General features: G+C 70.9%; 22 protein-coding genes. 11 read left to right on the forward strand and 11 right to left on the reverse strand.

Annotation, left to right across the window (positions count from 1 at the left end; genetic code table 11):
* Positions 1–4 precede the first annotated feature (4 nt).
* Genes purD through Dsi01nite_RS22865 form a run of 3 tightly spaced genes read left to right on the forward strand, consistent with a single transcriptional unit; the run spans position 5 to position 2,601 of the window.
* On the forward strand, positions 5–1,258 hold the full coding sequence (gene purD / locus Dsi01nite_RS22855; RefSeq protein WP_203848260.1) for a phosphoribosylamine--glycine ligase: 1,254 nt from the start codon (positions 5–7) through the stop codon (positions 1,256–1,258).
* A gap of 60 nt (positions 1,259–1,318) precedes the next feature.
* Positions 1,319–1,810, forward strand: coding sequence for a SigE family RNA polymerase sigma factor (locus Dsi01nite_RS22860; RefSeq protein ID WP_203848261.1), 492 nt, complete (start codon positions 1,319–1,321; stop codon positions 1,808–1,810).
* Positions 1,801–2,601, forward strand: coding sequence for a hypothetical protein (locus Dsi01nite_RS22865; protein ID WP_203848262.1), 801 nt, complete (start codon positions 1,801–1,803; stop codon positions 2,599–2,601). Before Dsi01nite_RS22860 ends, Dsi01nite_RS22865 begins: the two co-directional genes overlap by 10 nt.
* 3 nt (positions 2,602–2,604) lie before the next feature.
* On the opposite strand, the gene Dsi01nite_RS22870 is transcribed toward Dsi01nite_RS22865, so the two are convergent.
* The 3 genes from Dsi01nite_RS22870 to Dsi01nite_RS22880 are packed head-to-tail and all read right to left on the reverse strand — an operon-like array spanning position 2,605 to position 5,880.
* Positions 2,605–4,152, reverse strand: a complete 1,548-nt coding sequence (locus tag Dsi01nite_RS22870) for an AMP-binding protein (RefSeq protein WP_203848263.1) — start codon at positions 4,150–4,152, stop codon at positions 2,605–2,607.
* Between the two features lie 51 nt (positions 4,153–4,203).
* The gene (locus tag Dsi01nite_RS22875) at positions 4,204–5,418 is read right to left on the reverse strand and encodes an acyl-CoA dehydrogenase family protein (RefSeq protein ID WP_203848264.1); all 1,215 of its coding nucleotides are present in this window, start codon (positions 5,416–5,418) and stop codon (positions 4,204–4,206) included.
* A 6-nt stretch (positions 5,419–5,424) separates the two neighbouring features.
* Entirely contained in the window at positions 5,425–5,880 is a 456-nt protein-coding gene (locus tag Dsi01nite_RS22880; protein WP_203848340.1) for an SCP2 sterol-binding domain-containing protein, read from the reverse strand.
* 115 nt (positions 5,881–5,995) lie between these two features.
* Between Dsi01nite_RS22880 and Dsi01nite_RS22885 the strand changes: the two genes are divergently transcribed.
* Positions 5,996–6,571 (forward strand): TetR/AcrR family transcriptional regulator, encoded by a 576-nt coding sequence (locus Dsi01nite_RS22885; protein ID WP_203848341.1) that lies wholly within the window; start codon positions 5,996–5,998, stop codon positions 6,569–6,571.
* Here the strand turns inward: Dsi01nite_RS22885 and Dsi01nite_RS22890 are convergent.
* The gene (locus Dsi01nite_RS22890) at positions 6,568–9,402 is read right to left on the reverse strand and encodes an AAA family ATPase (RefSeq protein WP_308442088.1); all 2,835 of its coding nucleotides are present in this window, start codon (positions 9,400–9,402) and stop codon (positions 6,568–6,570) included. The two genes, Dsi01nite_RS22885 and Dsi01nite_RS22890, sit on opposite strands and share 4 nt — an antisense overlap.
* Before the next feature lie 133 nt (positions 9,403–9,535).
* Here Dsi01nite_RS22890 and Dsi01nite_RS22895 point away from each other — a divergent pair, with 133 nt between their 5' ends.
* On the forward strand, positions 9,536–11,764 hold the full coding sequence (locus Dsi01nite_RS22895) for a M4 family metallopeptidase (protein WP_203848266.1): 2,229 nt from the start codon (positions 9,536–9,538) through the stop codon (positions 11,762–11,764).
* Positions 11,765–11,826: 62 nt separating this feature from the next.
* Here the strand turns inward: Dsi01nite_RS22895 and Dsi01nite_RS22900 are convergent, their stop codons facing one another.
* Together Dsi01nite_RS22900 and Dsi01nite_RS22905 are read right to left on the reverse strand one after the other, a co-directional pair.
* Positions 11,827–12,786 carry a rhomboid family intramembrane serine protease gene (locus tag Dsi01nite_RS22900; protein ID WP_203848267.1) on the reverse strand — a complete coding sequence of 320 codons (960 nt, stop codon included), beginning with the start codon at positions 12,784–12,786 and terminating at the stop codon, positions 11,827–11,829.
* Between the two features lie 22 nt (positions 12,787–12,808).
* A complete protein-coding gene (locus tag Dsi01nite_RS22905; RefSeq protein WP_203848268.1) occupies positions 12,809–13,348 on the reverse strand; it encodes a peptidylprolyl isomerase in 540 nt (179 codons plus the stop codon).
* A 161-nt stretch (positions 13,349–13,509) separates the two neighbouring features.
* On the opposite strand from Dsi01nite_RS22905, the gene Dsi01nite_RS22910 reads away from it, so the two are divergent.
* The gene (locus tag Dsi01nite_RS22910; protein WP_203848269.1) at positions 13,510–14,142 is read left to right on the forward strand and encodes a hypothetical protein; all 633 of its coding nucleotides are present in this window, start codon (positions 13,510–13,512) and stop codon (positions 14,140–14,142) included.
* A 68-nt stretch (positions 14,143–14,210) separates the two neighbouring features.
* Here the strand turns inward: Dsi01nite_RS22910 and corA are convergent, their stop codons facing one another.
* Entirely contained in the window at positions 14,211–15,353 is a 1,143-nt protein-coding gene (corA, locus tag Dsi01nite_RS22915) for a magnesium/cobalt transporter CorA (RefSeq protein WP_203848270.1), read from the reverse strand.
* A gap of 221 nt (positions 15,354–15,574) precedes the next feature.
* The gene (locus tag Dsi01nite_RS22920; protein ID WP_203848271.1) at positions 15,575–16,666 is read right to left on the reverse strand and encodes an aminotransferase-like domain-containing protein; all 1,092 of its coding nucleotides are present in this window, start codon (positions 16,664–16,666) and stop codon (positions 15,575–15,577) included.
* A 102-nt stretch (positions 16,667–16,768) separates the two neighbouring features.
* On the opposite strand from Dsi01nite_RS22920, the gene Dsi01nite_RS22925 reads away from it, so the two are divergent.
* Positions 16,769–17,290: a Uma2 family endonuclease gene (locus Dsi01nite_RS22925; protein WP_203848272.1), complete on the forward strand. Its 522-nt coding sequence runs from the start codon at positions 16,769–16,771 to the stop codon at positions 17,288–17,290.
* Positions 17,291–18,166: 876 nt separating this feature from the next.
* Here the strand turns inward: Dsi01nite_RS22925 and Dsi01nite_RS22930 are convergent.
* Positions 18,167–18,553, reverse strand: coding sequence for a CBS domain-containing protein (locus tag Dsi01nite_RS22930; protein ID WP_203848273.1), 387 nt, complete (start codon positions 18,551–18,553; stop codon positions 18,167–18,169).
* A gap of 163 nt (positions 18,554–18,716) precedes the next feature.
* Here Dsi01nite_RS22930 and Dsi01nite_RS22935 point away from each other — a divergent pair, with 163 nt between their 5' ends.
* Positions 18,717–20,153, forward strand: a complete 1,437-nt coding sequence (locus Dsi01nite_RS22935; protein ID WP_203848342.1) for a GuaB1 family IMP dehydrogenase-related protein — start codon at positions 18,717–18,719, stop codon at positions 20,151–20,153.
* 116 nt (positions 20,154–20,269) lie between these two features.
* Positions 20,270–21,580, forward strand: a complete 1,311-nt coding sequence (locus Dsi01nite_RS22940; protein ID WP_203848274.1) for an MATE family efflux transporter — start codon at positions 20,270–20,272, stop codon at positions 21,578–21,580.
* Positions 21,581–21,601: 21 nt separating this feature from the next.
* On the opposite strand, the gene Dsi01nite_RS22945 is transcribed toward Dsi01nite_RS22940, so the two are convergent.
* Positions 21,602–22,930: a hypothetical protein gene (locus Dsi01nite_RS22945; RefSeq protein WP_203848275.1), complete on the reverse strand. Its 1,329-nt coding sequence runs from the start codon at positions 22,928–22,930 to the stop codon at positions 21,602–21,604.
* Positions 22,927–24,078 carry a glycosyltransferase family 4 protein gene (locus tag Dsi01nite_RS22950; protein WP_203848276.1) on the reverse strand — a complete coding sequence of 384 codons (1,152 nt, stop codon included), beginning with the start codon at positions 24,076–24,078 and terminating at the stop codon, positions 22,927–22,929. Before Dsi01nite_RS22950 ends, Dsi01nite_RS22945 begins: the two co-directional genes overlap by 4 nt.
* 34 nt (positions 24,079–24,112) lie before the next feature.
* Between Dsi01nite_RS22950 and Dsi01nite_RS22955 the strand changes: the two genes are divergently transcribed.
* Both Dsi01nite_RS22955 and Dsi01nite_RS22960 read left to right on the forward strand, forming a co-directional pair.
* On the forward strand, positions 24,113–24,973 hold the full coding sequence (locus tag Dsi01nite_RS22955) for an Fpg/Nei family DNA glycosylase (RefSeq protein ID WP_203848277.1): 861 nt from the start codon (positions 24,113–24,115) through the stop codon (positions 24,971–24,973).
* A 4-nt stretch (positions 24,974–24,977) separates the two neighbouring features.
* Positions 24,978–26,408 carry a DUF2142 domain-containing protein gene (locus tag Dsi01nite_RS22960; protein ID WP_203848278.1) on the forward strand — a complete coding sequence of 477 codons (1,431 nt, stop codon included), beginning with the start codon at positions 24,978–24,980 and terminating at the stop codon, positions 26,406–26,408.
* Positions 26,409–26,535: the final 127 nt, after the last annotated feature.

Genomic DNA, 26,535 nt, shown 5'->3' on the forward strand with positions numbered 1-26,535 from the left:
TCGCGTGCGCGTAATCCTGCTCGGCTCCGGCGGTCGTGAACACGCGATCGCCGCAGCTCTGGCCGCCGACCCCGCCGTGACCGACCTGATCGTGGCCCCGGGCAACCCGGGCACGGCCGCCATCGCGACGAATGCCGAGGTCGACGCGCTCGACCCGGACGCGGTGGCGGCCCTCGCCGTGGAGTTGGCGGCCGACCTCGTCGTGGTCGGCCCGGAGGCGCCGCTGGTCGCCGGGGTCGCCGACGCGGTCCGCGCGAAGGGCATCGCGTGCTTCGGCCCGTCGCAGGCCGCGGCGCAGCTGGAGGGCTCGAAGGCGTTCGCGAAGGACGTGATGCGGGCGGCGGGCGTGCCCACCGCCCGCTCGTTCGTCTGCACCTCCGCGGCGGAGGTGGCCGGCGCGCTCGACGCGTTCGGCCCGCCCTACGTGGTGAAGGACGACGGCCTGGCCGCCGGGAAGGGTGTCGTCGTCACCGACAGCCGCGACGAGGCCCTCGCGCACGGCGCCGCCTGCGAGCGGGTCGTCGTCGAGGAGTACCTCGCCGGTCCCGAGGTGTCCCTGTTCGTCGTCACCGACGGCACCGCCGCGGTGCCGCTGCAGCCGGCCCAGGACTTCAAGCGCATCGGCGACGGCGACGCCGGCCCCAACACCGGCGGCATGGGCGCGTATTCGCCGCTCGCGTGGGCTCCGGAGGGCCTGGTCGACGAGGTGATGGCGACCGTTGTCCAGCCGACCCTGGCCGAGATGCGCCACCGCGGCACGCCGTTCTCCGGGGTGCTCTATGTCGGCCTGGCGCTGACCGCCGACGGTCCGAAGGTCATCGAGTACAACTGCCGCTTCGGTGATCCGGAGACCCAGGTCGTCCTGGCCCGCCTCGAGACGCCCCTCGCCGGGATCCTGCACGCCGCGGCGGTCGGCCGGCTCGCCGAGGACCCGCCGCTGGCGTGGCGCCCGGGCTCGGCCGTGTGCGTGGTCATGGCCAGCGCCGGCTACCCGGAGTCGGCCCGCAAGGGTGACGTCATCACCGGCGCCGACGGTGTCCCCGGCGTCATCCACGCCGGCACCGCCCGCCGCGCCGACGGCGCCCTGGTGACCGGCGGCGGCCGGGTGCTGACCTGCACCGCCACCGGCGACACCCTGGCCGAGGCGCGCGCAGCGGCGTATCGCATCGTCGACGGCGTCACGTTCGACGGCGAGCAGCACCGCACCGACATCGCCCTGGCCGCCCTGCAGGACAGGGTCGTGATTCCCGCGAAGTAGGCAACCCCGCGTGACTCCGCCTCCGTTCACCCGGTGAACCCGAACGGGGAGGGAGCACGGATGTCGACCGAGCAGGCCTACCGCGACTACGTCGCGGGCAACCTGGACCGCCTGCGCCGCACCGCCTACCTGCTGTGCGGCGACTGGCACCTGGCCGACGACCTGACGTCGACGGTGCTGGTCAAGCTGCTGCGGCACTGGAAGCGCGCGGCGGCGATGGAGCACCGCGACGCATACGTGCGACGCATGCTCATGTCCGCCTGGCTGGACGAGCGGCGGCGCCCGTGGCGGCGCGAGTCGTCCACCGACCGGCTGCCGGACCGGACCGCCGCGGCTGCCGACGCCGACCGGCGGCTCGACGTGCTCTCCCTCCTCGCCGGGCTGCCCCCGCGCCGCCGGGCCGTGCTGGTCCTGCGGTACTTCTGCGACCTGTCCGTCGAGGAGACCGCACAGGCGCTCGGCTGCAGCGAGGGCACCGTGAAGAGCCAGGCCGCCCGGGCGTTGGAGTCGCTGCGGGCCGGCCTCGAGGAGGGAGACCCGCTGTGGATCTGACCCAGGCCATGCTCGCCGCCACCGCGAATCCGCCACCCACCGGCATCGACGTCGACCAGCTGATCACCGGCGAGCGCCGGCGGACCCGCCGCCTGCACGCGGTCACCGGGGTCGCGGTCGCCGCCGCGCTGGCGGCCGGGATGGTCGCACTGCCGCAGTTGCTGCCGCAGAAGCCCTCCGGCCAGAGCCCGGGCCTGGCCCCGCCGTCGACGGCGACAAGAGCGACCCGGTCGCCGGCCGCCTGCGTCACGCCATCGCCGACGGTGAACGTGCCACCCGGCGGCAAGGAAACCGTCCAGCCGAGGCCGGTGGTGCCGGTCACGGAATCCTGCGGTGCCGCGATCGCCCGGCTCAGCGACGTGCTCACGGCGCTGCTGCCGGGGCTGGTGCCGGGTGCGACGTTCACCAACGCTCGGGACGGCAGCCCGCTGCCGGCGAACGTCGAGCGGTCGGGGCCTCCGGCGATTGCGTACAACGCGGGGTTCAACGTCCAGAACGGGGTCATGTCGGTGAAGATCGAGGCGTCCGAGGAGACGCCCGCCCAGTACCGGCCCTTCGCCCGGGAGCAGTGCGCGATCCCGGAGGCGCATTGCCGGTCCGCCACGATCGGCGGCGCCGAGCTGCTGATCCGCAGCAGCACTGAATATGGCATCGACGTGTGGGCGGTGCGGCCTGACGGCGTGCTGCTGCTGGCGCTGACCCGCTCGCGGACCCCGGGTCAGCCGACCCCGCTCACCGAACAGCAGCTCATCGACATCGTCCTCGATCCGGCGCTGACGATGTACCCCTGAGCCTCAGTCGGTGTGGAGCTGGCGGCGGACGACCTTGCCGGTCGCGTTGCGGGGGAGCGCGGCGACGAAGTACACGTCGCGCGGCACGGAGAACCGGGCCAGCCGGTGCCGGACGTACTCCCGCACCGCGTCCGGGTCGACGTACTCGCCGTCGTGCAGGGCGATCCACGCCGCCAGGCGCTGGCCCCACTCCTCGTCCGGCACCCCGGCCACCGCCACCTCACGGACCTGTGGCAGCTCGGCGATCACGTCCTCGACCGAGGCCGGATACACGTTCTCGCCGCCGGAGATGACCATGTCGTCCTCGCGGCCGTCGACGAAGAGCAGGCCGTCGGCGGACAGGTGGCCCAGATCGCCGGTGCCCAGCAGGTCGCCGTGCGACTCGCGGCCGGTGCCGTTGGTGTACCCCTCGAAGAGCATGTCGTTGCCGACGAAGATCCGCCCGATGACGCCGGTCGGGAGTTCGGTGCCGCTGTCGGACAGGATCGCGACCCGGGTGCCGCGTGGTGGGCGGCCCGCGGTGCCGGGCGCGGCCCGGAGCTCCTCCGGCGTGGCGATCGACGCCCAGGACGCCTCGGTGGAGCCGTAGAGGTTGTACGGGACCGGCCCGTACACCTCCATGAACCGCGAGGCGAGCGGCCCGGTGAGCGCCGAGCCCGACGTCGCCGCGACCCGCAGCGTCGGCATGGCCGCGGGCGCCTCGAGCAGCCGTTGCAGCATCACCGGCACCGCGAACAACGACGTGCACCCCATGGCGTTCACCGCGTCCACAGTGGACTGTGGGGTGAAGCGGCGGGCGACCACGATCGTGCCCCGCAACGCCAGGCACAGCTGGAGCGCGGCCAGCCCCCAGGTGTGGAACAGCGGCGCGGCCACGAACATCCGCTCGGCGGCGTAGAGCGGGATGCGGGACACGACCGAGGCGAGCGGTCCGAGCCCCGACGGGTTGCGCCGGCGGGCACCCTTGGGCGCGCCGGTCGTGCCGGACGTCAGCACGACCACGGAGCCGGCCGTGGCCGGCGGCTCGAGCTCGGCGGACGGCGCCCGGTGGATCAGCCCCGCGGTCTTCGACATCGCCAGCCGGGGCAGGTGCGGCGGCACGGCGGCGAGCATGCCGAGCAGGTCGTCGTCGTGCACGAGCAGGGTCAGGGACTGGTCGTGCGCCACCGCCTCGAGCTGGGTGTTGCCGAGGCCGGTGTTGACGAGGACGGCCTGCGCGCCGAGCGCGATCAGGGCGAGCATCGCCTCGACCATGCCGGCGGAGTTGTTGCACAGCAGGCCGACCCGGTCGCCGGCGCGCACGCCGTGCTCGGCCCGCAGGGCGTTGGCGAGCCGGCGGACCCGCAGGTCGAGTTCGGCGTAGGTGATCCGGCGGTCCTCGTCGACGACCGCGATCCGGTCGGGGTCGCGCGCCGCCGTCGAGCGCATCTCTCCGTAGAGGCCGAAGCCCCAGCGGCGCAGGGCGTTGAGCTGGCGGACGATGCGTGCGGGGCTGCCGGGGTTGAGCAGCTTCCGGCTGGCCATCGTGCGCAGGACGAACGGCGTGTCCATGTCTCCCCTTTGAAACGGCGGCGGCCCCTGGCGGAGGGCCGCCGCCGTAAGTCAGCGGATGTAGGTGCCGGAAATCGCGCGGGCGACCACCAGTCGCTGGATCTCGCTGGTGCCCTCGAAGATCGTGTAGATCTTGGCGTCGCGGAACCAGCGCTCGACCGGGTGCTCCCGCAGGAAACCGGCCCCGCCCAGGATCTGCACGGCCTTCTCGGTCACCGCCACGGCGACCTCACCGGCCTTGAGCTTGCTCATCGAACCCTCGCCGGCCTCGAACGGGCGGTTATTGCGCCCCATCCAGGCGGCCCGCCACACCAGCAGGCGGGCGGCGTCGATCTCCATGCGCATGTCCGCGAGGGCGAACGCGATCGCCTGGTTCTCGATGATCGGCCGGCCGAACTGCACCCTGCCTTTGGCGTATTCGAGGGCGTACTCGTACGCGGCGCGGGCCACGCCGAGCGCCTGCGCCCCGACCGCCGGCCGGGACAGCTCGAACGTGCGCATCGCGGCCTGCCCCTGGGCCTTGCGACCCTCCCGGGCGCGGGCCAGCCGGGCATCGAGTGCCTCCTTGCCACCGAGCAGGCACCGGCCCGGCACCCGCACGTCGTCCAGGAACACGTCGGCGGTGTGCGAGGCGCGCAGGCCGAGCTTCTTGAGCTTCCTGCTGCCGTTCAGCCCGGGTGTGCCGGGTGGCACGACGAACGCGGCCTGTCCACGGGATCCCAGCTCGGGCTCGATGCTCGCGGTCACCACGTGCACGTTGGCGATGCCGCCGTTGGTGGCATAGGCCTTCTGGCCGCTGATGACCCACTCGTCGGTCGCCTCGTCGTAGCGCGCCCGGGTCTTCATCGAGCCTACATCGGAGCCGGCCTCCGGTTCAGTGGTGCAGAACGCGGCGACCTTGGGCTCGGCCGCGTCGCCGAAGCACTGCGGGACCCATTCGAGCATCTGGTCGGGGGTGCCGGTGGCGTAGATCGCGGCGACCGCGAGGCTGGTGCCGAAGATCGCCAGGCCGATGCCGGCGTCGCCCCAGAAGAGCTCCTCGTTGGACAGGCACAGCGACAGTCCGGTCGGGTCGGCCCAGGTGTTGGCGAGGAACTCGAAGCCGTAGAGGCCGATCTTCGCCGCCTCCTGGATCACCGGCCAGGGGGTCTCCTCGCGGGCGTCCCACTCCGCGGCGGCCGGGCGCACGACGTCCTTGGCGAAGCCGTGCACCCAGTCGCGGAGATCCCGCTGCTCCTCGTTCAGATCGAGCGAGAACTCGGGCATCGCTCGTTATGCCTTCGGGATGTCGAACAGGTTGGCGATGTTGGCGGCCAGGCCCAGGTCGCCCTTGGCCTTGAGCTTGCCGGTCATGAACATCATCATGGGGTTGCCGGCACCGGAGACGACCTTGAGGAAGTCCACGGGACCGACGGTGATCGCGAGCTTCGGCTCCTGGTCGGGGCTCGGCGAGAGCACGCAGGTGCCGTCGGCGATGACCAGTTCGTAGGTCTCGGCGCCGCCGTCGGGCGCGCCGGTGATCGTCCAGTGGATGATCGCGTTGGTCGCGCCGGCGCGGTCGGCGCGGAACAGCTCCGGGAAGCGGGAGAAGATCGTGTCCAGGATCGCCTTGCGCTGCGGGCCCGCCATGAGCTCGGCCAGCTGCGCGTCGGAGGCGCCCTTCACCAGCTGCGCGAACTGCTTCGGGTCGACGTTGTTGAAGTCGCCCAGGGCGTCGAGGTCGGCCATGTCGGTATGCCCTTCAGTCTTCACGGAAATAAGCTACTGACGCGTAACCTTACGCACGAGTAGGTAAGGTGACAAGGTGCTGAAACGACTTCCGCGGGTGGTGCGCGAGCAGCAGATGCTGGACGCCGCGGTGCGGGTCTTCTCCCATCGTGGCTTCCACGCCGCGTCCATGGACGAGATCGCGGAGGTCGCCGGCATCTCCAAGCCGATGGTGTACGCGTACCTCGGCACCAAGGACGAGCTGTTCATCGCCTGCCTGCACCGCGAGGCCACCCGGCTCATGGAGGCGGTGGCGGCGGGTGTGCTGCCCACCGCCAAGCCCGACGAGCAGCTGTGGCACGGCCTGCGGGCGTTCTTCACCTTCGTCGGCGACCACCGCGACGGGTGGCGCGTGCTGTACCGGCAGGCCCGCAGCGAGCCGCATTTCGCGGGCGAGCTGGCCGGGATGCGGGCCAGGATCGTCGAGGTGGTGGCCGGCCTGCTGGGCAGCGCCGCGACGGCCGCGGAGGTGCCGGGCCGGCCGGGCGACTTCACCGCGATGGCCTACGCCTACGTCGGCGCCGCGGAGTCCCTCGCCGACTGGCTCGCCGACCACGAGGACGAGGACCCCGACCACACCGCGACGCGGATGATGAACTTCGTCTGGGTCGGCGCCGACGCGCTCCTGCAGGGCCGCGTCTGGCGCGCCTAGACCTGTTCCGCGGTGGCCTGGGTGCGGACCAGCTGGGTGCGCGACGTGACACCGAGCTTCGCGTACACCCTGGTCAGGTGCGCCTCGACCGCACTGATGCTGATGAACAGCCGGTCGGCGGCCTGACGGTTGGTGCAGCCGGCCACGACCAGGTCGACCACCTGCTGCTCGGTGGCGGTGAGCCCGCCGGCCGTCGCGGCGCGCTCCTGCTGGCGACCGCCGAAGCGGCCGATCTCGGCCCTGGCCGCGCGGGCGAGGCCGGCCGCACCCAGGCGCTCGAACCGCTCGGCGGCGTCCTGCAGCAGGGTCCGGGCCTCGCGGAACCGGCGCTGCCGGCGGCGGAGGGTGGCGAGCGCGGCGATCGTCCTGACCTCGTCGAACGGCAGGCCGAGGGCGCGGTACCGGTCGCCCGCCTCGACCAGCGCGACCTCGGCCGGCTCGTCGGCCGTTGCTTTCGGGTCGGTCGTTGCTTTCGGGTCGGCCGGGGTCGCCGCGGTCAGGAGGATGCCACGGGCGCGGGCCGCACCGGCGCGGGCCCACGGGTGGTCCTGCGCCTGCGCGGTCTCGGTCAGCCGGTCCAGCACCGCCTGCGCCTCGGCCGGCCGGCCCGCCTTCACCAGCGCCTCGACCAGATCCGGCGCGGCCGGGAACACCCCCGGATCGCGGTAGTCACGCTCGTGCGCGTCGGCCACCACCCGGGACAGCAGGGCGGCCGCCGTGTCCGCGTCACCGTCGAACAGCGCCGCCTGCCCGGCCACCCGCCGGGTCTCCATCTGGTGCCAGAACGTCGGCCCGGTGACCTGGCCGCCGCTCACCTCGTCGAACCAGCGCAGCGCCTCGGTGGCGGCGGGCCGGTCGCCGGTGCCCGCGGCGACCGCGGCGGCCACCCGGTGCATGACCTCGGCGGGGACGATTGCCGGATCGAGCTCGCCGAGGTCGTGCCGGAGTCCGGCGGCGGCGATCCAGTCCCCGACGCGGATCGCGGCCTCGAACAGGTGGAGCGTGAAGACGACCGTCGAGATCTCTTCCCCGCGTTCCCGGGCCAGCCGCTGGAGTGTGCCCAGGAGGCGCTGGGCGCTCGCCATCTCGCCGCGCCACATCGCCCGCAACGCGTCTATCCGGCCGCGGTGGTCGTACCAGGCGAGATCCGGCAACGCGTCCACCCCCACCAGCGCGAGTCGGGGGGCGGGATCGACGCCGAGCATCGCGTCCATGAAGGCCGCCTCGCTGACGACCCGGGCGCGGGTGGCCGGATCGAGACCCTCGCTGACCTCGATCGCCTCCGTGGCCCACAACGCGCCCTGTGACACCGGGACGAAGCCTTCGAAGACCTCGCAGTTCACCCGATACGCAAGCGTCTCGGCCCGCAACTGCGGATCGGCGTCCGCCAGGATCGCCTCGTACTCCGGTTGGGTCAGCACCACCACGCCGCTCATCTGCGCGAGCCGGAGCCGGGCCCGCCCTCGCAACGGGCCCGGCGGCAGCGCCGCCACGTGCGGCCTGAGCAGCGCGGCGCCGGCGTCGACCAGGCCGGACTGCAGGTGCAGATCGGCGGCGGCGAGCAGCCGCTCGTCGCCGCCGGGATCGGCCGGCGGCGTGAACCGCCAGGCCTGTTCGGCCAGCTCAGCCGCGGCCCGCGGACCGCCGCGGTGGATGGTCTTCTCCGCGACGAGGGCGAGCTCGTCGGCGATGGCGGCGTCGGGCGGGAGCGTGCCGAGCGCCCGGTGCCGCACCCGCTCCTCGGCGTCGACGACCAGGTCGGCGAGGATCCGGTGCAGGTGCCGGCGCACCGCGCCCGGCGCCTCGGCCCGGGCCACCGCACCGATCAGCGGGTGCGCGAGCCGCACGTGCTCGCCCCGGATGACCAGCAACCCGTCGGCCACGGACTCCTCCAGCTCGCCGCCGGCGTCGTCGCGGGTCAGCACGTCCCGGATCAGCCCGACCCGCGGGTTGCTCACCAGCGCCGTCACCAGGATGGCCCGCCGGGTGCCCGGGGCGGCCGCCGCCAGTCGCGCGCTGACCAGTGCCTGCAACGACGAGGGCACCGGCAGGTCGTCGCCGGGTCCGACCGGCTGATCCGCGCGCCGCAGCGCCTCGGCGATCTCCAGCGCGAAGTACGGGTTGCCGGCGGAGAGGTCGTAGACGCGACCGGCGAGCCGCGCCGGGACCGGGCGGTCGATCAGGCGCTGGATCGCGTCCGGCGGCAGTGGCGGCACCTCCACCGTCGACACCCGCACCCGCAGGTCGGCAAGGTGCGGCGCCAGACCCTCCGCGCCGTAGGGTGCGTCCGGCCAGTCCCTGCGGCGGGTCAGCAGGACGGTGACCCGCTCGTTGCGGAGCCGGCGCACGGCGTACATCACCGCCTCGATGCTGGCGGCGTCCAGCCACTGGTCGTCGTCGACGGCGATCAGCACGGCACCGGCGGCGGCCAGCGCGCGGACGATCGCCAGGAAGCCGGCGCCGAGCGCCCTGGAGTCGACGGGACCGCTGTCGTCCCGCAGCAGCGCGGCGTCCACGGCCCGGCGCTGCGGGGGAGCCAGCCCCGCCAGCACGTCCTCGCCCACGTGCTCGAGCAGGTCGCTCAGGCCACCGTGGGACAGCCGCGCCTCCGCCTCGCAGGCACGGGTCTGCAGGACCGCGTGCCCGGCGGCCTCCGCGTCGGCGACGCCGGACTCCCACAGCGCGGTCTTGCCGATACCGGCGGGTCCGGTCAGCACCATGACCTGGAATCCCGCGCCGGCCCGATCGACCGCGGAACGGACGATCGCCAATTGCTCATCGCGGCCGAACAGCGTCACGTCATCGCCCCCGCTCGATTGTATGCAGCGCACCTCGGGGTGATCAACAAAGCAAACCTAGGGCATCCCCCACTACCGCCGGTCTGCCCGCTGGCGAAGGCTCTAGCTGCGAGAACGTGGCCGCGCAGGAGCATGTCGGCCATATCCCCCGGTTGAGGAGCATTCAGTGAGGAAAACCCTCGCAGCTGTCAGCGTCGCCGCTTCGGCGGCGGCGTTCGTGGTGGTGTCGGCGTCATCCAGCGTGGCGGCACCGGGCGGGTCGGCGGCCAAGGCCGATGCCGTCGGCGCCAGTGCGTCGGACATCCGCGCCTCGGCCGCCGACGCCTATGCCGTCCAGCGGGTCGTCAAGGACGCCGACGGCGGCACGCACACCCGGTACCTGCGGACCTACCACGGGCTCCGGGTCGCCGGCGGCGACTTCGTCGTGCACAAGACCCCGGGTGGCGCCCGGGGCGGCTCGGCGAGCGCGCTGGCGTCGCCGCTGACGCTGAGCGTCACCCCGAAGATCGGCGCCGGCCAGGCCGCGACGGCCGCCCGGGCGCGGTTCACCGGCACCGTGACGTCGGTCGGTGCGGCGGAGCTGTTCGTCGACGCGTCCTCGGGTGCCGGCCGGCTCGCCTGGGAGACCGTGGTCCAGGGCTGGCAGCCCGATGGGCAGACCCCGTCGAAGCTGCACGTCATCACCGACGCGGTCAGCGGCGCCCACGTCGGCGCGTTCGACGAGATCGAGACGGTCGCCGGCACCGGCGCGAGCCTCTACGGCGGCACGGTGCCCGTCGAGACGGCCCTGTCCGGCTCGACGTACCAGATGGTCGACCAGTCGCGCGGCAACGGCCGTACCTGCGACATGAACAACGGCACCTCCACCTGCACGACATTCACCGACGCCGACAATGCGTGGGGCACCGGCACCACCGCCAACCGCCAGTCGGCCGCGGTCGACGCGCACTACGGCGCCGCCAAGACGTTCGATTACTACAAGAACGTCCACGGCCGGAGCGGCATCTTCGGCAACGGCATGGGCGTGCCGTCGCGGGTGCACTACGGCAACGCGTACGCCAACGCGTTCTGGGACGGCGCGCAGATGACCTATGGTGACGGCGCCGGCAACGCCCGGCCCCTCGTCGCCCTCGACGTCGCCGCCCACGAGATGACCCACGGCGTCACCGAGTCGCTCTCGAACCTGACGTACTCCGGCGAGTCCGGCGGCCTCAACGAGGCCACCTCGGACATCTTCGGCACCATGGTCGAGTTCTCCGCCGGCAACGCCGCCGACCCCGGCGACTACCAGATCGGCGAGAAGGTCAACATCAACGGCAACGGCACCCCGCTGCGCTACATGTACAACCCGGGACTGGACGGCTCGTCCCACAGCTGCTGGTCGACCAGCACGAAGAGCGTCGACGTGCACTACAGCTCCGGGGTCGCCAACCACTTCTTCTTCAACCTCGCCGAGGGCACCGGCGCGACCGCCTACGGCACGTCGCAGGTCTGTGGCTCGGCGCCGGCCGTCGTCGGCATCGGCCGGGCCAAGGCGGAGAAGATCTGGTACCGGGCGCTGGACGTCAACTTCACCTCCAGCACCACGTATGTCAACGCCACCAGACCCGACAACACGGCCCGCGCGTACACCCTGACCGCGGCGGCCTACCTGTACGGCAACTGCTCGGCCGAGTACAAGGCCGTCCAGGCCGCGTGGACCTCGGTGAACGTGGCCGGCAGCGACGCCGCCTGCCCGGCCGTCAACGACTTCGCCCTCGCCGCCGGCCCCGCCTCGGGTTCGATCACCACCGTCGGCGGCACCGTGACCACCAAGATCACCGCCACGGTGACCAACGGTGCGGCGCAGACCGTGGCGCTGACCGCGTCGGGGCTGCCGGCCGGTGTGACGGCGACCTTCAGCCCGACGTCGATCACCTCGGCCGGCGGCACCTCCACCGTGACGATCAAGACGACGGCCGCGACGCCGGCGGGCGTGTACCCGATCACCATCACGGGCACCGGCCCGAACGCCACCCGGGCCACCAGCTTCTCCCTGACCGTCGGGACGGTCAGCTGCAGCGGCACCAACGGCACCGACGTCGCCGTCCCGGACAACACGACCGTCACGAGCATCATCAAGATCGCCGGCTGCAACCGCAAGGCGTCGGCCTCCAGCGCGGTGCCGGTCGCGATCTACCACACGTACAAGAGCGACCTGGTCGTCGAACTGGTCGCCCCCGACGGCACGGCCTACGTCCTGGCGAACCGGTCCGGTGGCAGCGCCGACAACATCATCCAGACGTTCACCGTCAACCTGTCCGCCGAGGACGCCAACGGCACCTGGACCCTGCGGGTCCGGGACGCCGCCACCGGGGACTCCGGCCGGATCGACACCTGGTCACTGACCCTGTAGCTGCTCCTGCTTCCGTCTTCCGTCGAAGGCGCCATCCGGGGGGTGGCGCCTTCAACGGTCGTTCAGTCCGGGCGGGTGCTCAGGTACTCGTCGAGCGACGGCAGGCCCGCGGTGTGCACCATCGTCGCGATGACGAGCACCACCACGACCGCGACCAGCGTGGCGACCTGGATCAGGGTGCGGTGTTTCTGCGGCGCGTAGGCCAGCCCCGCGGCGACCACGGCGCCGGTCACGAGGCCGCCAAGGTGCCCGGTGATCGAGATGCCCGGCACGCTGAACGTCAGCACCAGGTTGATCACCAGGACCGGCACGACACCGGCGATGCTGCGGCGCATCTTGCGCAGGACCACGATCAGGGCGCCGAACAGGCCGTAGATCGCGCCCGAGGCACCGGCGGTCAGGCTCTCCGGTGAGGCCAGCAGGTAGGTCGCGACGCTGCCGCCCAGCCCGGCCACCATGTACAGGCCGAGGAACCGGGACCGGCCCAGCGCGGCCTCCAGCGGCCGGCCCAGCACCCACAGCGCCCACATGTTCATCAGCAGGTGGAACACGCCGTAGTGCAGGAACATCGAGGTCACGAGGCGGTAGTACTCACCGCCGGCGATCCCGCCCCCGTCGAAGGAGATGTGCTCGGCGTCCACCCGCTCGTAGCCATAGGTGATCAGCGCGCCCCACTCGTGCAGTGGCGTGCTGCCACCGAGCAGCCCGCCCAGCCCGCCGCCGGCGACGGACTCGGCGCTGCCGGAGCTGATGACCGAGGCGATGAACACCAGCACGTTGATCACGATCAGCGTGATCGTCACCGTGCCGGTGACTCCTTCGCGGCCGCCGCCGAACGCGGTCCGGATCGGGCGCTGCGTTCTGGCACCCTCGCGGACGCACTCCGGACACTGGAAGCCGACCGACGCCTCATTCATGCAATTCGGGCAGATCGGCCGGTCGCAGCGGGTGCACCGGACATACGTCTCGCGGTCAGGGTGCCGGTAGCAGTGAGGGACCACGTTCGCCGGCGGCTGAGTCATGCTGACAAGATTAGCCAGCCCTTCATGAGACCCGTTCGATGTCCACCCGCTCGATCACGATGTCCTGGCGGGGACGGTCCATCTGGCCCGTCTGGGTGCTGCCGATCGTGGCGACGACCTTCTTCGAGTCGTCGTCGGCGACCTCACCGAAGATCGTGTGCTTGCCGTTCAGGTGCGGCGTCGGGCCGAGCGTGATGAAGAACTGCGAGCCGTTGGTGCCCTGACCGAAGCGGATGCCCGCATTGGCCATGGCCAGCAGGAACGGCCGGTTGAAGTGGAGCTCGGGGTGGATCTCGTCGTTGAAGTTGAAGCCCGGACCGCCGGTGCCGGTGCCCGTCGGGTCACCACCCTGGATCATGAAGCCGTCGATCACGCGGTGGAAGATGACGCCGTTGTAGTACGGGCCCTTGCCCGGCTCGCCCGTGCGCGGGTCGGTGTATTCCTTGCTGCCCTCGGCGAGCTCCACGAAGTTGCGAACGGTCTTCGGGGCGTGGTTGGGGAACAGCTCCAGCCGGATGGCGCCGACGTTGGTGTGCAGCGTCGCGAACAGTTGCTCGGCCACCAGTTCTCCCTTTCTTTGGTGACATTCCGTCATCACCGTATCGGACGCGGATTCTGGCGGATCCGGGTGTGCGGGCCGTCGGTTCGCGGCAGGATGACCAGCAGCGGACCGGTTCGGAATGTTCTGCCTGGGTAACCCGGGGAGAACGAGGTTTCGCGGCCATGGAGGTGGAGCAAGTGTTTGGACGTCGTGAGGTGAAGACGCACCGCCGGCTCATGCAGGAGGAGCTCGGCGAAAGCCTGGGCCACCTGCGGATGGCCGCGGCGCATGCCGCCGATGGCGCCTCGGGGGCATTGGCGCCGCGCGTCGAAAACGCCCGGAATGCGGTCAAGCCTGGCCTCGCAAAGGCCGGCGGTGCTGCGGGGACGATCCTCATCATCGCCCGCGACCGTTCGCGCCAGGCGAGCAAGCAGGCCGAGAAGATAGGGCGCAAGGGGAAAGCGAAGATGACGAAGAACGAGAGCCGCCGCCGCTGGCCGATGGCCGTCGGTGGGCTGTTGATGGCGGGCGCGGCCGTGGGTGCGGCCACCGCGCTCATGCGGCGCCGCCGGGCCAACCAGGCCTGGGACGAATACGGCTCGACCCGCACCACCAGCGACACCGGCTCGATGCTCGACTCGGCGAAGTCCACGATGGACGCCGGGATCGACAAGGCGAAGACGATGGGCGAGGCGGCCAAGGACCGCGCCTCGGACCTGATCGGCAGCAAGAGCACCAACACCGGCCCCTCGGGCAGCGGTGAGTACGAAAAGCACCCGATGCCGCAGGCCGCGTCGAAGAACAGCCGCTCCTGACGCACGAGCGCGCGGACGGGCCTCCCCAGCCACGGGGGACGGCCCGTCCGCGTTTCGCTGGTGCGTCCCTACAGCCAGCCGGATCTTCTGAACGCCCGGTACAGCAGCGCCGATGCCACCACCATCAGCGTCATCACGCCGGGATAGCCGAAGACCCACTTGGTCTCGGGCATGAAGTCGAAGTTCATCCCGTATACGCCGGCGACCGACGTCCACACCGCGGCGATACCGGCCCAGGCCGCGATCTTGCGCATGTCGTTGTTCTGGTCGACGCTCACCTGTGCCAGCCGCGCCTGCAGCACCGAGTTGATCACGTCGTCGAGGTACAAGACCTGCTCGACCGTGCGGACCAGGTGGTCGTTCACGTCACGGAAGTAGCGGCGGATCTCCTCCGGCACGTCCGCGAGCTGGCCGCTGACCAGACCGGCCAGGGGACGCTGCAGCGGTAGCACGGCGCGCTTGAACTCCATCAGTTCGCGCTTGAGCTGGTACACCCGCTGAATCCGGTCCGTGCCCTTGCCCTTGGCCTTGTTTCGTTTGGCGGGGCTGAACACCTGGTCCTCGATGATCGCGACGTCCTCCTCGATGGCCGCGACCACCTCCACCATCACGTCGACGACGGTGTCGGCAACGGCGTAGGCGACCGCCCACGGCCCCCTCGCGAGGACCTCCCGGCGCCGTTCCAGGTCCGTGCGCACCGGCGTCAACCGGCAGGCGTCGCCGTGGCGGACCGTGATGATGAAGTGCTCGCCGATGAACATCAGCACGTCGCCGGTCTCCACGACCTCGCTGCTCTCGGTGAGCTCGTCGTGCTCCACGTATCGCGCGGTCCGCATGGTCATGAAGGTCATGTCGCTGTACCGCTCGACCTTCGGCCGCTGCGAGGAGTTGACGGCGTCCTCGACGGCCAGCTCGTGCAGCTGGAACGTCTCCGCGATCGCGGCCATCTCCCGCCCGCCCGGCTCCTTCAGCCCGACCCAGACGAACGCGTGCCGATGCTTGCGGGCCGCGGTGAGCGCCTCGGCGTAGTGCCAGTCACCCGGTTGGCGGACCCCGTCGACGTACAGCGCGCAGTCGACGATCGAACTGGCCGTGTCCTGCTGGACCGCGGTCGTCGTGGCCGGCATGGCCGGACTCAGCATGCGCGACATCGCTCGCACCGGACGGGCCAGCGCCCTGGACAGTGAGCCAGCCAGTTGCTCGTCGGTCATCGCGACCCCCTTGTTACATGGCAAAAGTAGGCACCGGGTGAGTCGACCGCAGGTGGGGGGTGGGGGCGCGGTCGACCCACCCGGTGCCGTTGGGGGGCGGGGGGTGATGTCTGCAGCGCGATTCAGCAAAGCGCGCCGGGCTGGATTTTGGGCCATCCGGAGCCGACTGCGGAACCCACCGCACCATCACGGTTTGGTGTCGCTTTTCTTACAGCCTCAACTCAGCCCTTCCGGACCGCTTCGATCGCGGCCGCCAGGCGGCTCACGCCCTCGTCGACCTGGTCGGTCAGCACCGCGGAGAACGCCAGCCGCACCGCGTGCTTGCCGCCCTCCAGCAGGAAGTCGCTGCCCTTGACCACGGCGACGCCGAAGTCCCGCGCGGCCACCGTCTCCAGCTCCGTGGTGTCGATGTCCTCCGGCAGCTCCACCCATAGGAAGTAGCCACCGTCGGGCTCCACGAACGTCGCGTCGGGCACGTGCTTGCGCAGCCCCTCCGCGAGGAGGCGGGCCCGCTCACCCAACGTCGCCGACACCTTCGCGATCGACCGCTCGATGTCACCGGTCACGCAGAACTGGTGCGTGATCGCCTCGGCGACCATGCTCGGCGAGATGTAGAGGTTGGTCGCCCGCTTCGCGATCGCGGCGATCGTCTTCTGCGGTCCGACCAGGTAACCCACCCGCAGCCCGGGCGCGATCGTCTTGGTGAACGAGCTCGCGTGCACCACCACGCCGGCGGTGTCCTGCGACAGCATCGTCGGCAGCTTCTCGCCCCGCCAGCGGATGTCCGCATACGGGTCGTCCTCGAAGATCGTGAACCCGAACTCCTGCGCCAGCTCGACGAGCTTTTGGCGGCGCTGCGCCGACAGGGTCACACCGGCGGGGTTCTGGAAGTTGGGGATGATGTGCGCCAGCGTCGGCCGCACCCCGCTTTCCAGCAGCCGCCGCAACTCGTCCGTGTCGATGCCGTCGGCGTCGACCGTCACCTGGTGCACCGTGGCGCCCAGGTTGCGCAGGTTGAGCAGCGTCCGGTCGTAGGTGGGCTTCTCCACCACCACCGCGTCACCCGGCTTCACCAGGTGCTCGAACAGCAGCGCGTCGGCCTGCAGCGAACCGTTGGTCACGATCACCTGGTCCGCGTCGACGCCGTGCTTGGCCGCGATCCACGACCGCAGCGGGAGATAACCGACCGACGTGCCATAGGCGGTGATGCCAGCCGGGTCGGCCTCGAATGCCCGCACCGCAGCGGCCTTCAGCCCGTCGACGTCGATGATGTCGAGACTGGGTGCGCCACGGGCGAAAGAGATGAGCTGCATGGCGCCAGCCTACGAGAGTGACATCGGTCGGTTCAGCCGAGTTCCGTCCGCTCCACCAGGTGGAAAGAGAAAATGTCATACCCCGCTGGCAGCATGTGGGGCATGACGATGCCCGTGTTCACACCGCACCGGACCCAGGGCTGGACGATCGACGGAGCACTGGCCACGGCCCCTCCGGCGATCTCCCACCGCCGGGCGAGCCACCGCCTCGAGACGGTGCTGCGGAAGGCCTGCCCGCCGGATCTCGCGGTGCTGGCGGTCGGCCTCGGGGTGGACTGTGGCGATGGTCGCACCTATGTTCCCGACCTGATGGTGACGCGGACCGAAGCCATGGAGGGCGAGGGTGACGTCGTCCACGCCGCCGACGTCCTGGTCGTCATCGAGGTCATGTCGCTGAGCAACCCGCTGCCGGGCCTGGTGCTGCGCCGCCACGACTACGGCGCGGCGGGCATCGCCCAGTTCTGGATCCTCGACTCGAGGAGCCACACCCTGACCGTGCACACCGATCCGCTGGCCGCCGCACACGCGGACGGCTACCGGACGACGTCCGTGGTGAATCCGGGCGCCGTGTTCACGACCGATGATCCGTTTTCGGTGAGCATTGATCCGGGTCTGATCCGATAGCGCCGCGTTGTCGGGGCGGGGCTCCGGTTCCGCCCGCCGGCGTCGGTGGTGGCCGCCAGCTGTGGTCCACGCCGTCGCTGCGGTGGTCGGCGCTCAGCACCTGGGGAGCACCGGCGTGTTTCCCTCGTTCGATGGATATCTGATTCGGTAGCGCCGTGCCGTTGTCTGCGGTGATGTTCTTCCGGCGTCGCCTCTCGCATGATCTGTGCAGGTGAGGGGTGTCGCTATCCGTCGTTGGTTGCTCAGCAGGGCCGGCTGTCAGCAGCATGGGGGGTCGTGTCCGCTGTGGTGGTGTGCAGTCGTGCTGGCCTGCACGCTTCGGGCAGCCATGGTTGCGGAGTGATGGCGGACCCGCGCTTCCAGGTAGGAGCCCTGGGCCTTCGGGTTGTGGAGGAATCCGGCAACCACCCCCCGGCGCGCGATCCGGATCAGCCTCGTCGCCCGCTTGTTTCGCACTGGGAGTGGATCTCCCCGGTGATCGAACAGCCCGTATAGGACTTCGATCACGCCCGCCCCGATCGCCCGCGCGGCAGGTGGCGGTCTGGGCGAGCGGGCGGATGTTCGGCAGGAAGCGTGAAGGGGCCCCTGCGCTTCACGCTTTCACCGAAACGCGGCGGCGGATGCTGCGGCTCGTTGGTGATCCAGGCACCAGCCGGACGCTGGCGTCGAAACAGCGATCTCCCGCCCCACGCAGATCGAAGGAGCGCCGTGGTCCTCCGCCCGACCAGCACGCGCCCTTGATCACGGGGAGGTCCGCTCCGCGAGGCGGAATGGCCGGATGCTTTCAAGGCCCTGCCTCATGATCCAGAAGACCTCATGCACTCAGGAGTGCATGAGGTCGTCCGGATCACGAGAGCGGCGCGGAAGGGCGTGGGGTTAGACGGGGGCGCCCTGGTGGACCCAGACGCGGAGCACGTCGCGGACGGAGATCACGCCGAGGACTTCGTCGCCGTCGAGGACGACGAGGTGGCGGAAGCCGCCGCGGACCATGGCGGAGGCGGCTTCCTCGATGGTCCAGGACGGGCTCGCGTAGACGACCTCCCAGGTGATGTGCTCGGCGGTGCGCTCGACGTCGGGGTCGAGGTCGGCGCCGATCGCCTTGAGGATGTCGCGTTCGGTGATGATGCCGACGCCCGCGCCGTCAGGGTCGACGACGATGGCCGATCCGACGTGGTGGCGGGACATCAACTGGGCGGCTTGCCGGAGGGTATGGTCCGGACCGAGCTGGACGACAGCAGTGGACATCGCTTCGTGGACCTGCATCAGGCATCACTCCTCGCAAGCACGTTACGGAAATCTTCCCTGCTCAGAGAGCGACTCTCAAGAGTTGCTCACCCTTGCGCGTGGACCAGAAGCGGCACCCGAAGCGAGAAGCCGCGCGAGAAGGCCCGGTACCGCGCCGGAACGCGCGTTAGAGTTCGAAGACGTGCGCTTCCTCAACGATCAGCATCCCGGCTATGACCTGACCTATGACGACGTGTTCATGGTGCCGAGCCGCAGCGCCGTCGAGTCGCGCATGGCCGTCGATTTGAACACGCGCGACGGCAGTGGCACGACGATTCCGATCGTGGTGGCCAACATGACCGCGGTGGCGGGTCGGCGGATGGCGGAGACAGTGGCCCGGCGGGGCGGCCTGGCCATCATTCCGCAGGACATCCCCATCGATGTGGTCGCCGAGGCGATTTCGTGGGTGAAGCAGCGGCACCTGGTGCATGACACTCCGATCACACTCGGGCCGACGGAGACGGTGGCGCTGGCGCTGGACCTGTTGCCGAAGCGGGCACATGGCGCGGTGATCGTCGTGCAGGACGGCAAGCCGGTTGGCGTCGTGACCGAGAGCGACTGCAATGACGTGGACCGGTTCAGTCAGTTGCGGAGCGTGATGTCGCGCAACCTGCAGACGTTGCCGGAGGACATCAGCCCGGAGGCGGCGTTCGAGCAGCTCACGGCCGGGCATCACAAGCTTGCGCCGGTGATCGACGGGGCGGGGCGGCTGGTCGGCATCCTGACGCGGAACGCCGCGCTGCGCGCCACCCTGTATCAGCCGGCCGTGGACGCCGGCCAGAAGCTGCGCATCGGGGCGGCGATCGGCATCACCGGTGACGCGCCGGGGCGGGCCGACAAGCTGCTCGCCGCCGGGGTCGACGTGCTCGTCGTCGACACCGCGCACGGGCACCAGGAGCGGATGATCTCGACGCTGCGGGCGGTGCGGGCGCTGGATCCGAAGGTCCCGGTGGCCGCCGGCAACGTGGTGACCCGCGACGGGGTCGCCGATCTGATCGACGCGGGTGCCGACATCGTCAAGGTGGGTGTCGGGCCGGGTGCGATGTGCACCACCAGGATGATGACCGGGGTCGGACGGCCGCAGTTCTCCGCGGTGCTGGAGTGCGCCGCCGAGGCGAAGGGGCGCGGCCGGCACGTGTGGGCCGACGGTGGGGTGCGTCACCCGCGGGACGTGGCGCTCGCGCTCGCCGCGGGTGCGTCCAACGTGATGATCGGCTCGTGGCTCGCCGGGACCCACGAGTCACCGGGCGACCCGCGCCGTGATCCGGACGGCCGGCTCTACAAGGAGAACTTCGGTATGGCGTCGGCCCGTGCGGTGAGCCGGCGGACCGCGGACGACAGCGTCTACGAGCGGGCCCGCAAGGCACTGTTCGAGGAGGGCATCTCATCCTCGCGGATGTACCTGGATCCGAGGAGGCCCGGCGTTGAGGACATCCTCGACGCGATCGTCGCGGGGGTGCGCAGCGCGTGCACGTATGCGGGTGCGAGCAACCTCGAGGAGTTCGCGGAGCGTTCCACCGTGGGAATTCAGAGCGCAGCGGGGTACGCGGAAGGAAAACCTCTGGATGTCAGTTGGTGAACGGGTCGACGGGATAGTCTCGTCACCCGCAGGTCACGTATGGTGCGTGTCGTGAAGCTCGTTCGCGACCATGGCCGTCGAGGGTGACCGACCAGCCGCCATCACGCCGCCGCCGCTTGCAGGGGTTTCGTGTCGCGTCCCGTTTCGTCGGTGCAGGCCTTCTCGACCAGGTCGTCATCGCGACCGCCAACGCGGCGAACACGCTGCTCGGCGGCATCCTGCTGCCCAAGGACCAGTTCGGTGCGCTGGCGCTCGCGTTAAGCGTCGGTTACTTCTCGATGTATCTGAACCGGGCGTTCGTCGGTGACGTGCTGCTTGCCCTCGCCTCCCGGTTCGAGGGCGAGCACCGGGGCCGGCTCATCCGCAACGGGCTGACGACCGCGTTCTGCTCCGGGCTCACCACAATGGTCGTCTTCACCGTGCTGTGGCTGGCCTGGCCGCACAACGGCAAGATCGACCTGGACGAGCTGATCTGGCTGGTGCCGTTCACGGTGCCACTCATGCTGCACGACACGGCGCGCTGCGACTATCTCGCCGATGGCCGGCCCGAGAAGGCGCTCGGCATCGACCTCGTGTGGTTCGGCACGCAGGGCATCGCGATCATCGTGATGATCCTCACGGGCCAGTCCAGCGCCGGCGGGCTGCTCGCCGCGTGGGGGATCGGCGCGACCGCCGGCGCGACCGTGTACCTGCTGCGCGAGCGCCGGGTGCCGTGGCGCGGCAACCCGAAGGCGTGGCTGACCGAGACCAGACACCTGTCCGGCTGGTTCACCGCCACCGCGATCGTGGCCCAGGTGCAGGTGCTGTCGATCAGCTTCCTGGTCGCCGGCAAACTGTCGAAGATCGAGCTCGGCAACCTGCGCTTCGTGCAGACGGTGCAGCTGCAGCCGGTGCAGAACCTCGTCGCGGCGATCCAGGGGCTGCTCGTGCCGCGGGCGTCCCGGGCGGCCGCTGACGCGGTGAAGCCGGGCGCTCAGGGAGCCGAGGCGGCCGCAACCCTGCGCCGTCAGACGCGGCAGCTGGCGATCGCGTTCGCGGTGCTGGGCATGCTGATGGTTGCCGTCGTGTGGCCGCTGGTGTCGTGGGTGCTGACCGCGACGCACAAGTTCGAAGACGCCGCCCCGCTCGCGCTGCCGATCGCGCTGCAGGGCGCGGTGTACCTGCTCCAGGTGCCGTTCACCGCGGCGATGCGCGGCATGCACCGGGCCAGGATGCTGTTCGTGCAGTACGTGGTGTTCGCGACCGTGTCGCTGACCGGCCTGTCGGTCGGCGCCAGCCAGGGGCTGCTCGGCGCGGCCTGGGGGCTGCTCACCGGCTCCGCCACCGGCCTGGTCTGCATGGTGATCCTGTACGGCTACGCACTGAAGTCCGTCGGCCCACCGGTTGCGACGCCCGCGACGCGGCTGGACGCGACCCAGAGCGCCTGACCAGGCGGCAGGCAGACGGACCTAAGCCGGTCCGGGCGAACGAAGCAGCAGGGCGGCCTCACCGGCGAGCAGCAGCAGCCAGAGCGTGCCGCCGGTGCCGCCGATCAGCCACTCGTTCGTGATCATCGTGAACAGCGCGCCGGGAAGCAGCACGACCAGCCAGGCGTCGGCGTCCCGGCGGCGCCGCCACACGTTCCACAGCAGCAGGCCGAGGCCGGTGAGGAAGGCGGCGACGCCGACCACGCCGGCCTTGCGCAGCGCCGCGAGCGGCGCGTTGTCGACGGTCAGCTTGATGTCGGCGCCGCTGCTGGCCCGGTACACGGTGGCGCGCGCGTCCCGGGTGTTGCCGAGCAGCTGCTCGGTGAGGCTGTCGTGCCGCCAGTCGGCCTCCACCTGCCGCCAGGTCTCGACCCGGCCGCTGCTGACCCCGGCGTCGTCGCCGTAGCGCTCCTTGATCAGGAACGACGGGCCGTTGGCCAGCAGCACCACAGCGAGGGCGGCGGCGGGGATGAGCGCCTGGCGCCGGCCGTACCAGATGAACGCCAGCGTCGACGTCAGCAGCAGGAGAAAGCCGGTGCGGGAGTCACTGGTGCACAGGATCAGCGCGGCCGTCGCGACCGATCCGATCCGCTGCCACGCGGCCAGTCCCGCGTCGGCGCCGATCCGGATCGCGGCGAGGGCGGCGATGCAGGCCATCGCGTTCGGGTGGTCCAGCAGCCAGGACGCGCCCCAGAAGCGGTATTCGAAGCCCCGCCCCCACGGGGTGTCCGGCACGACGTGTGGCGACGTGAACAGGTTGCCGGAGCCCGCCAGCAGCAGCACCGCCACCGTGCCCAGGAATGCGACGGCGATCCCGAGCGTGAGCCGCGCGAACGATCCCCGGAACGCGAACACGGCAAGCACGACAAGTCCGAAATATCCCGCGTACGCCAAACGCTGCAGTGCGATCTCGGGCTTCATGACCAGCACCGCGCCGAGCGCGCCGATGACCAGATACGAGACGCCGAGCCACGCCGCCCCGGATCGCAGCGCCGCCGGTGACAACGGCCGGCACCAGAAGAGGAACAGCACACCCGACAGCAGCAGCAGGGTCCAGGTGACGCCGCCGAGGTTGGTGTACGTCCAGCTCAGCACACCCTGTATCGCAAAAACCCCACCGAGCACGAGCCCTCGCGGATCGGCGGCGGGGGCCAGGGACACGGTGAGCACCCCGACGGCGCCCGCGAGCAGCCCGGCCACCAGGGCCAGCAGGGCGTCGCGGTAGCTGTCGGCGACGACCAGCTCGACCGCGCCGGCGAGCAGCCCGACGGCCACGATCCCGGCGACCGCCCAGCCGGCCCGCGCGGTCATCGCAGGACGCTGCGGTAGACGTCGATCAGCCGTTGGATGAGCACGTCCGGGGCGAAGTGCTCCTCGTAACGCCGCCGCGCGGTGACCGCCAGCCCGGGCGCCTCACCGTGCGCCTTCGCCAGCCCGGCGGCAAGTGCGTCGGGGGTGGGCTCGACGACCCAGCCCGCGTCGCCGGCGAGGAACGGCAGCCCGCCCCGGTCGGTGACCAGCACCGGGCGGCCGGCGCACAACGCCTCGAGCACGATGGTCGGCAGCACGTCATGCCAGGTGGAGGCGGCGATCACGCACGCCGCGGCACCGATCTGCGCCCTCACCTCGGCGTTCGGGATAACTCCCAAATACGAAATGTCGGATCTGTCCGCAGCGGCGGCCTCGGCGAGTGGGCGCAGCGGGCCGTCGCCGATGATCCGCAGCGGGCCCAGTGCGCCGTCCGGGTGCTGCCGCCATGCGTCCAGCAGCAGCTCAAGGCCCTTCTCCGGGGAGAGTCGCGCCGCATAGACGAAGCCTTCGCCGGCGCCGGGAGCGGCGCCGGTGTCCGGGATGCCGTTGGGCTTGACGGTGATCCGTTCGTCGGGGATGCCGAAGTCGCGCAGGTGCTCCGCGATCCGGTCGGTGAGCGCGACGAACCGGTCCACGCCGCGCCACGTGCCGCGGTGCACGGCGAGGGTCGCGGCCATGACCGCCGACTGGGCCTTCGAGTCCCGGTAGCAGGCGTGTTTGATCGCCGGCAGCCCGAACGCCTTGCCGCGGCACTCGGTGCAGATGTGCCCGTCGCGGAAGTACAGCCCGGGCGCGCAGACCTGCCGGTAGTTGTGCACGGTGTGCACGACCGGCACGTTGTGCGCGTGCGCGGTCCGCACCACCCAGGGCGACAGCAGCGGATAGGCGTTGTGCAGGTGCAGCACATCCGGCTTTTCCGCTTTTATCAGCTTTTCCAGGGCGTGCTGCGACTCGCCGTTGCGGATCGGTGACAGCGGCAGCAGCACCTTCCGCGCGGTGGAGAACGTGCCGATCTCGTCCGAGCTGCGCAGGAACGGCAGCACGGACACCCCGGCCGTGGACAGTTGCGCGATCTCGGCGTCGACGATGACATTCTCACCGGACGGTGCGCCGGACGCGTAGCGATTGTGCGCGACAACGACCTTCATGACGGCAAAAGCGTACTTGAGGCAGACTGTACGAGTGCCCGAGCTTCCCGAGGTCGAAGCGCTCGCTGCATTCCTTCGCGACCGCGCCGTCGGCCACACCGTCGAACGCGTCGAGGTCTCCTCGCTCAGCGCGTTGAAGACCTTCGACCCGCCGGTGAGCGCCGCCGCCGGCCTGCCGCTGACCGGAGCGTCCCGGCACGGCAAGTTTCTCGACATCCACGTCGGGCCTGACCTGCACCTGGTCACGCACCTGGCCCGCGCCGGCTGGCTGCACTACCGCGAGACGTTCAACGCCAAGACCCCGCTGAAGCCGGGCTCCGGCCCGATCGCGGTGCGGGTGCGGCTGGACGACGAGTCGGGCTTCGACCTGACCGAGGCCGGCACGAAGAAGAGCCTCGCCGCCTACTTCGTCACCGACCCGCGGCTCGTCCCCGGCATCGCCCGGCTCGGCCCGGACGTCCTCGCCGTCACCACCGACGAGTTCGCCGCCGCGATCCGCAGCCGCAAGGGCCAGATCAAGGGCGTCCTCACCGACCAGACGGTGATCGCGGGCGTCGGCAACGCGTATTCGGACGAGATCCTGCACGCCGCGAAGATGTCCCCGTTCGCGCTGACCAACCGCATCACCGACGAGACGATGGCGACGCTGCACACCGCGACCCGGGCCGTCCTCTCCGACGCCGTCACGCGCTCGGTCGGGCAGAAGGCGGCGACGCTGAAGTCCGAGAAGCGCTCCGGCCTCGCCGTGCACGCCCGCACCGGCCTGCCCTGCCCGGTCTGTGGCGACACGGTCCGGGAGGTCTCGTTCGCGGACACGTCGTTGCAGTACTGCCCCACCTGCCAGACCGGCGGCAAGCCCCTGGCGGATCGGCGGCTGTCGAAGCTCGTACGCTGACCCGGTGCGCCGTGCCTTCCTGATCGCGTTCGTCGGTTTCTTCCTGCTCGGCGCGGCGTGGGCACTCGCCCTACCGGTCAACGGCACCTACGACGAGAAGCAGCACCTCGTGCGGGCCTGGGCGGTGTGGACCGGCCAGTGGCTGCCACACGACCGCACCCTGGACGCGAGCGGCAACGACACCAACGCGTTCACCGGCCCGCGCAGCCTGGTGCCGGTCAACGCGGACTGCACGTTCATCGACAAGAACGCCTACAAGCCGGCGTCCTGCCTCACGCCCACCGCCGACCGCACCGAGACGCTGGTGCCGAGCGCCGCCGCCCGGTACAGCCCCGTCTACTACGCGCTGGTGGGCCTGCCGCTGCGGATCGCACCCGACGGCACCGGGCTGATCTGGGCGCGACTGCTGTCGGCGGCCCTGTCGGCGCTGCTGCTCGCCGCCGCGTTCGCCCTCGCCGGGTCCGGTCTGCTCCGGATCGCGGTGGTGCTCGCCGCGACGCCGATGGTCATGAACCTCGACGGCGCGCTCAACCCCAACGGCATGGAGATCAGCGCCGCGGTGCTGCTCTACGTCGCCGTGCTGCGCCGCCATTGGGCCGCGGCCGGCGTGTCGGTGGCGCTGCTGCTCACGATCCGGGACCTGGGTCCCTTCTTCGCCGCGGCGGTGCTGGCCGTGTCGCTGTTCGTGACCGGCACCTGGATCAGATCCCGGGTGTTCTGGCTGCCGTTCGCCGGCGCCGCCGCCTTCGCCGTCTTCTGGTCCCTCTTCGCGTCCCGGAGTGACGCCGTCGACCCGGGGCGGCCCATCGCGCCCACGACCAGCGGTGCGATCCTGCGTGACATCGCTGATGCCCGCGCCGAGTTCTGGGTGCGGCAGATCATCGGCCAGTTCGGCTACGGCGAGACGCAGGTCTCCATCGGCCTGGTCGGGCTCTGGTATTTGCTGGCGGCGGCCCTCGTCGTGCCCGCGCTGTGGTTCGGCACCACCCGGCTGCGCATCGCCATCGTGGCCGTCGGGGCGACCTCCGCGGTCCTGCTGGTCGCCCTGGAGCTGTACTTCGCCCCGAAGGTCGGTCACTTCGCGCACGGCCGGTACGTCATGCCGCTCGGTGTCGGGGTGGTCCTCCTCGCGGGGACAGCGGACCGTTACGCAGCGTGGCTGTCGGATCGGGGCTGGCTCGACCGGCTGGCCCTCGGCCTTGTCGCGATCACGATCCCCCTCGACCTGTACGCCCTGGCCCGGGTGATGACCCGCTTCCAGCGCGGGATCAACGAAGGGCTGAACCCGTTCGGGGGAACGTGGCAACCGCCGCTCGGCAGTGTCGTGCCGCTTCTGGCGTGCTTGGTAGGTGGTGCGCTACTCGCGGTGATTGTCACGCGGAGTTCTGTCCGGCCCACGCCAGTGCACTCGACAGCCAACACGTTGAGCAACTAGTCTCGGCCGGTCGTCGTCGGTTGCCCAAGCCAACATGGGACACTTCTCGCGTGCGATTGGGTGTCCTTGTCGTCGGCGACCACAACCCACCCGGTCGAGCAGTTGAGCGCCCTGATCCGCGGATCGT

Origin of the sequence: Dactylosporangium siamense, from assembly GCF_016862795.1 — a bacterium.
GTDB lineage: Bacteria > Actinomycetota > Actinomycetes > Mycobacteriales > Micromonosporaceae > Dactylosporangium > Dactylosporangium siamense.

Bases quoted from the DNA above. Each gene is read 5' to 3' on its own strand.
- Dsi01nite_RS22910 (WP_203848269.1), top strand. From the start codon at position 13,510: ATGGAGGTGGAGCAAGTGTTTGGACGTCGTGAGGTGAAGACGCACCGC.
- Dsi01nite_RS22900 (WP_203848267.1), bottom strand. From the start codon at position 12,786: ATGACTCAGCCGCCGGCGAACGTGGTCCCTCACTGCTACCGGCACCCT.
- Dsi01nite_RS22930 (WP_203848273.1), bottom strand. From the start codon at position 18,553: ATGCAGGTCCACGAAGCGATGTCCACTGCTGTCGTCCAGCTCGGTCCG.
- Dsi01nite_RS22920 (WP_203848271.1), bottom strand. From the start codon at position 16,666: ATGCAGCTCATCTCTTTCGCCCGTGGCGCACCCAGTCTCGACATCATC.
- Dsi01nite_RS22950 (WP_203848276.1), bottom strand. From the start codon at position 24,078: ATGAAGGTCGTTGTCGCGCACAATCGCTACGCGTCCGGCGCACCGTCC.
- corA (WP_203848270.1), bottom strand. From the start codon at position 15,353: ATGACCGACGAGCAACTGGCTGGCTCACTGTCCAGGGCGCTGGCCCGT.
- Dsi01nite_RS22885 (WP_203848341.1), top strand. From the start codon at position 5,996: ATGCTGGACGCCGCGGTGCGGGTCTTCTCCCATCGTGGCTTCCACGCC.
- Dsi01nite_RS22925 (WP_203848272.1), top strand. From the start codon at position 16,769: ATGACGATGCCCGTGTTCACACCGCACCGGACCCAGGGCTGGACGATC.
- Dsi01nite_RS22945 (WP_203848275.1), bottom strand. From the start codon at position 22,930: ATGACCGCGCGGGCCGGCTGGGCGGTCGCCGGGATCGTGGCCGTCGGG.
- Dsi01nite_RS22860 (WP_203848261.1), top strand. From the start codon at position 1,319: ATGTCGACCGAGCAGGCCTACCGCGACTACGTCGCGGGCAACCTGGAC.
- Dsi01nite_RS22880 (WP_203848340.1), bottom strand. From the start codon at position 5,880: ATGGCCGACCTCGACGCCCTGGGCGACTTCAACAACGTCGACCCGAAG.
- Dsi01nite_RS22870 (WP_203848263.1), bottom strand. From the start codon at position 4,152: ATGGACACGCCGTTCGTCCTGCGCACGATGGCCAGCCGGAAGCTGCTC.
- Dsi01nite_RS22875 (WP_203848264.1), bottom strand. From the start codon at position 5,418: ATGCCCGAGTTCTCGCTCGATCTGAACGAGGAGCAGCGGGATCTCCGC.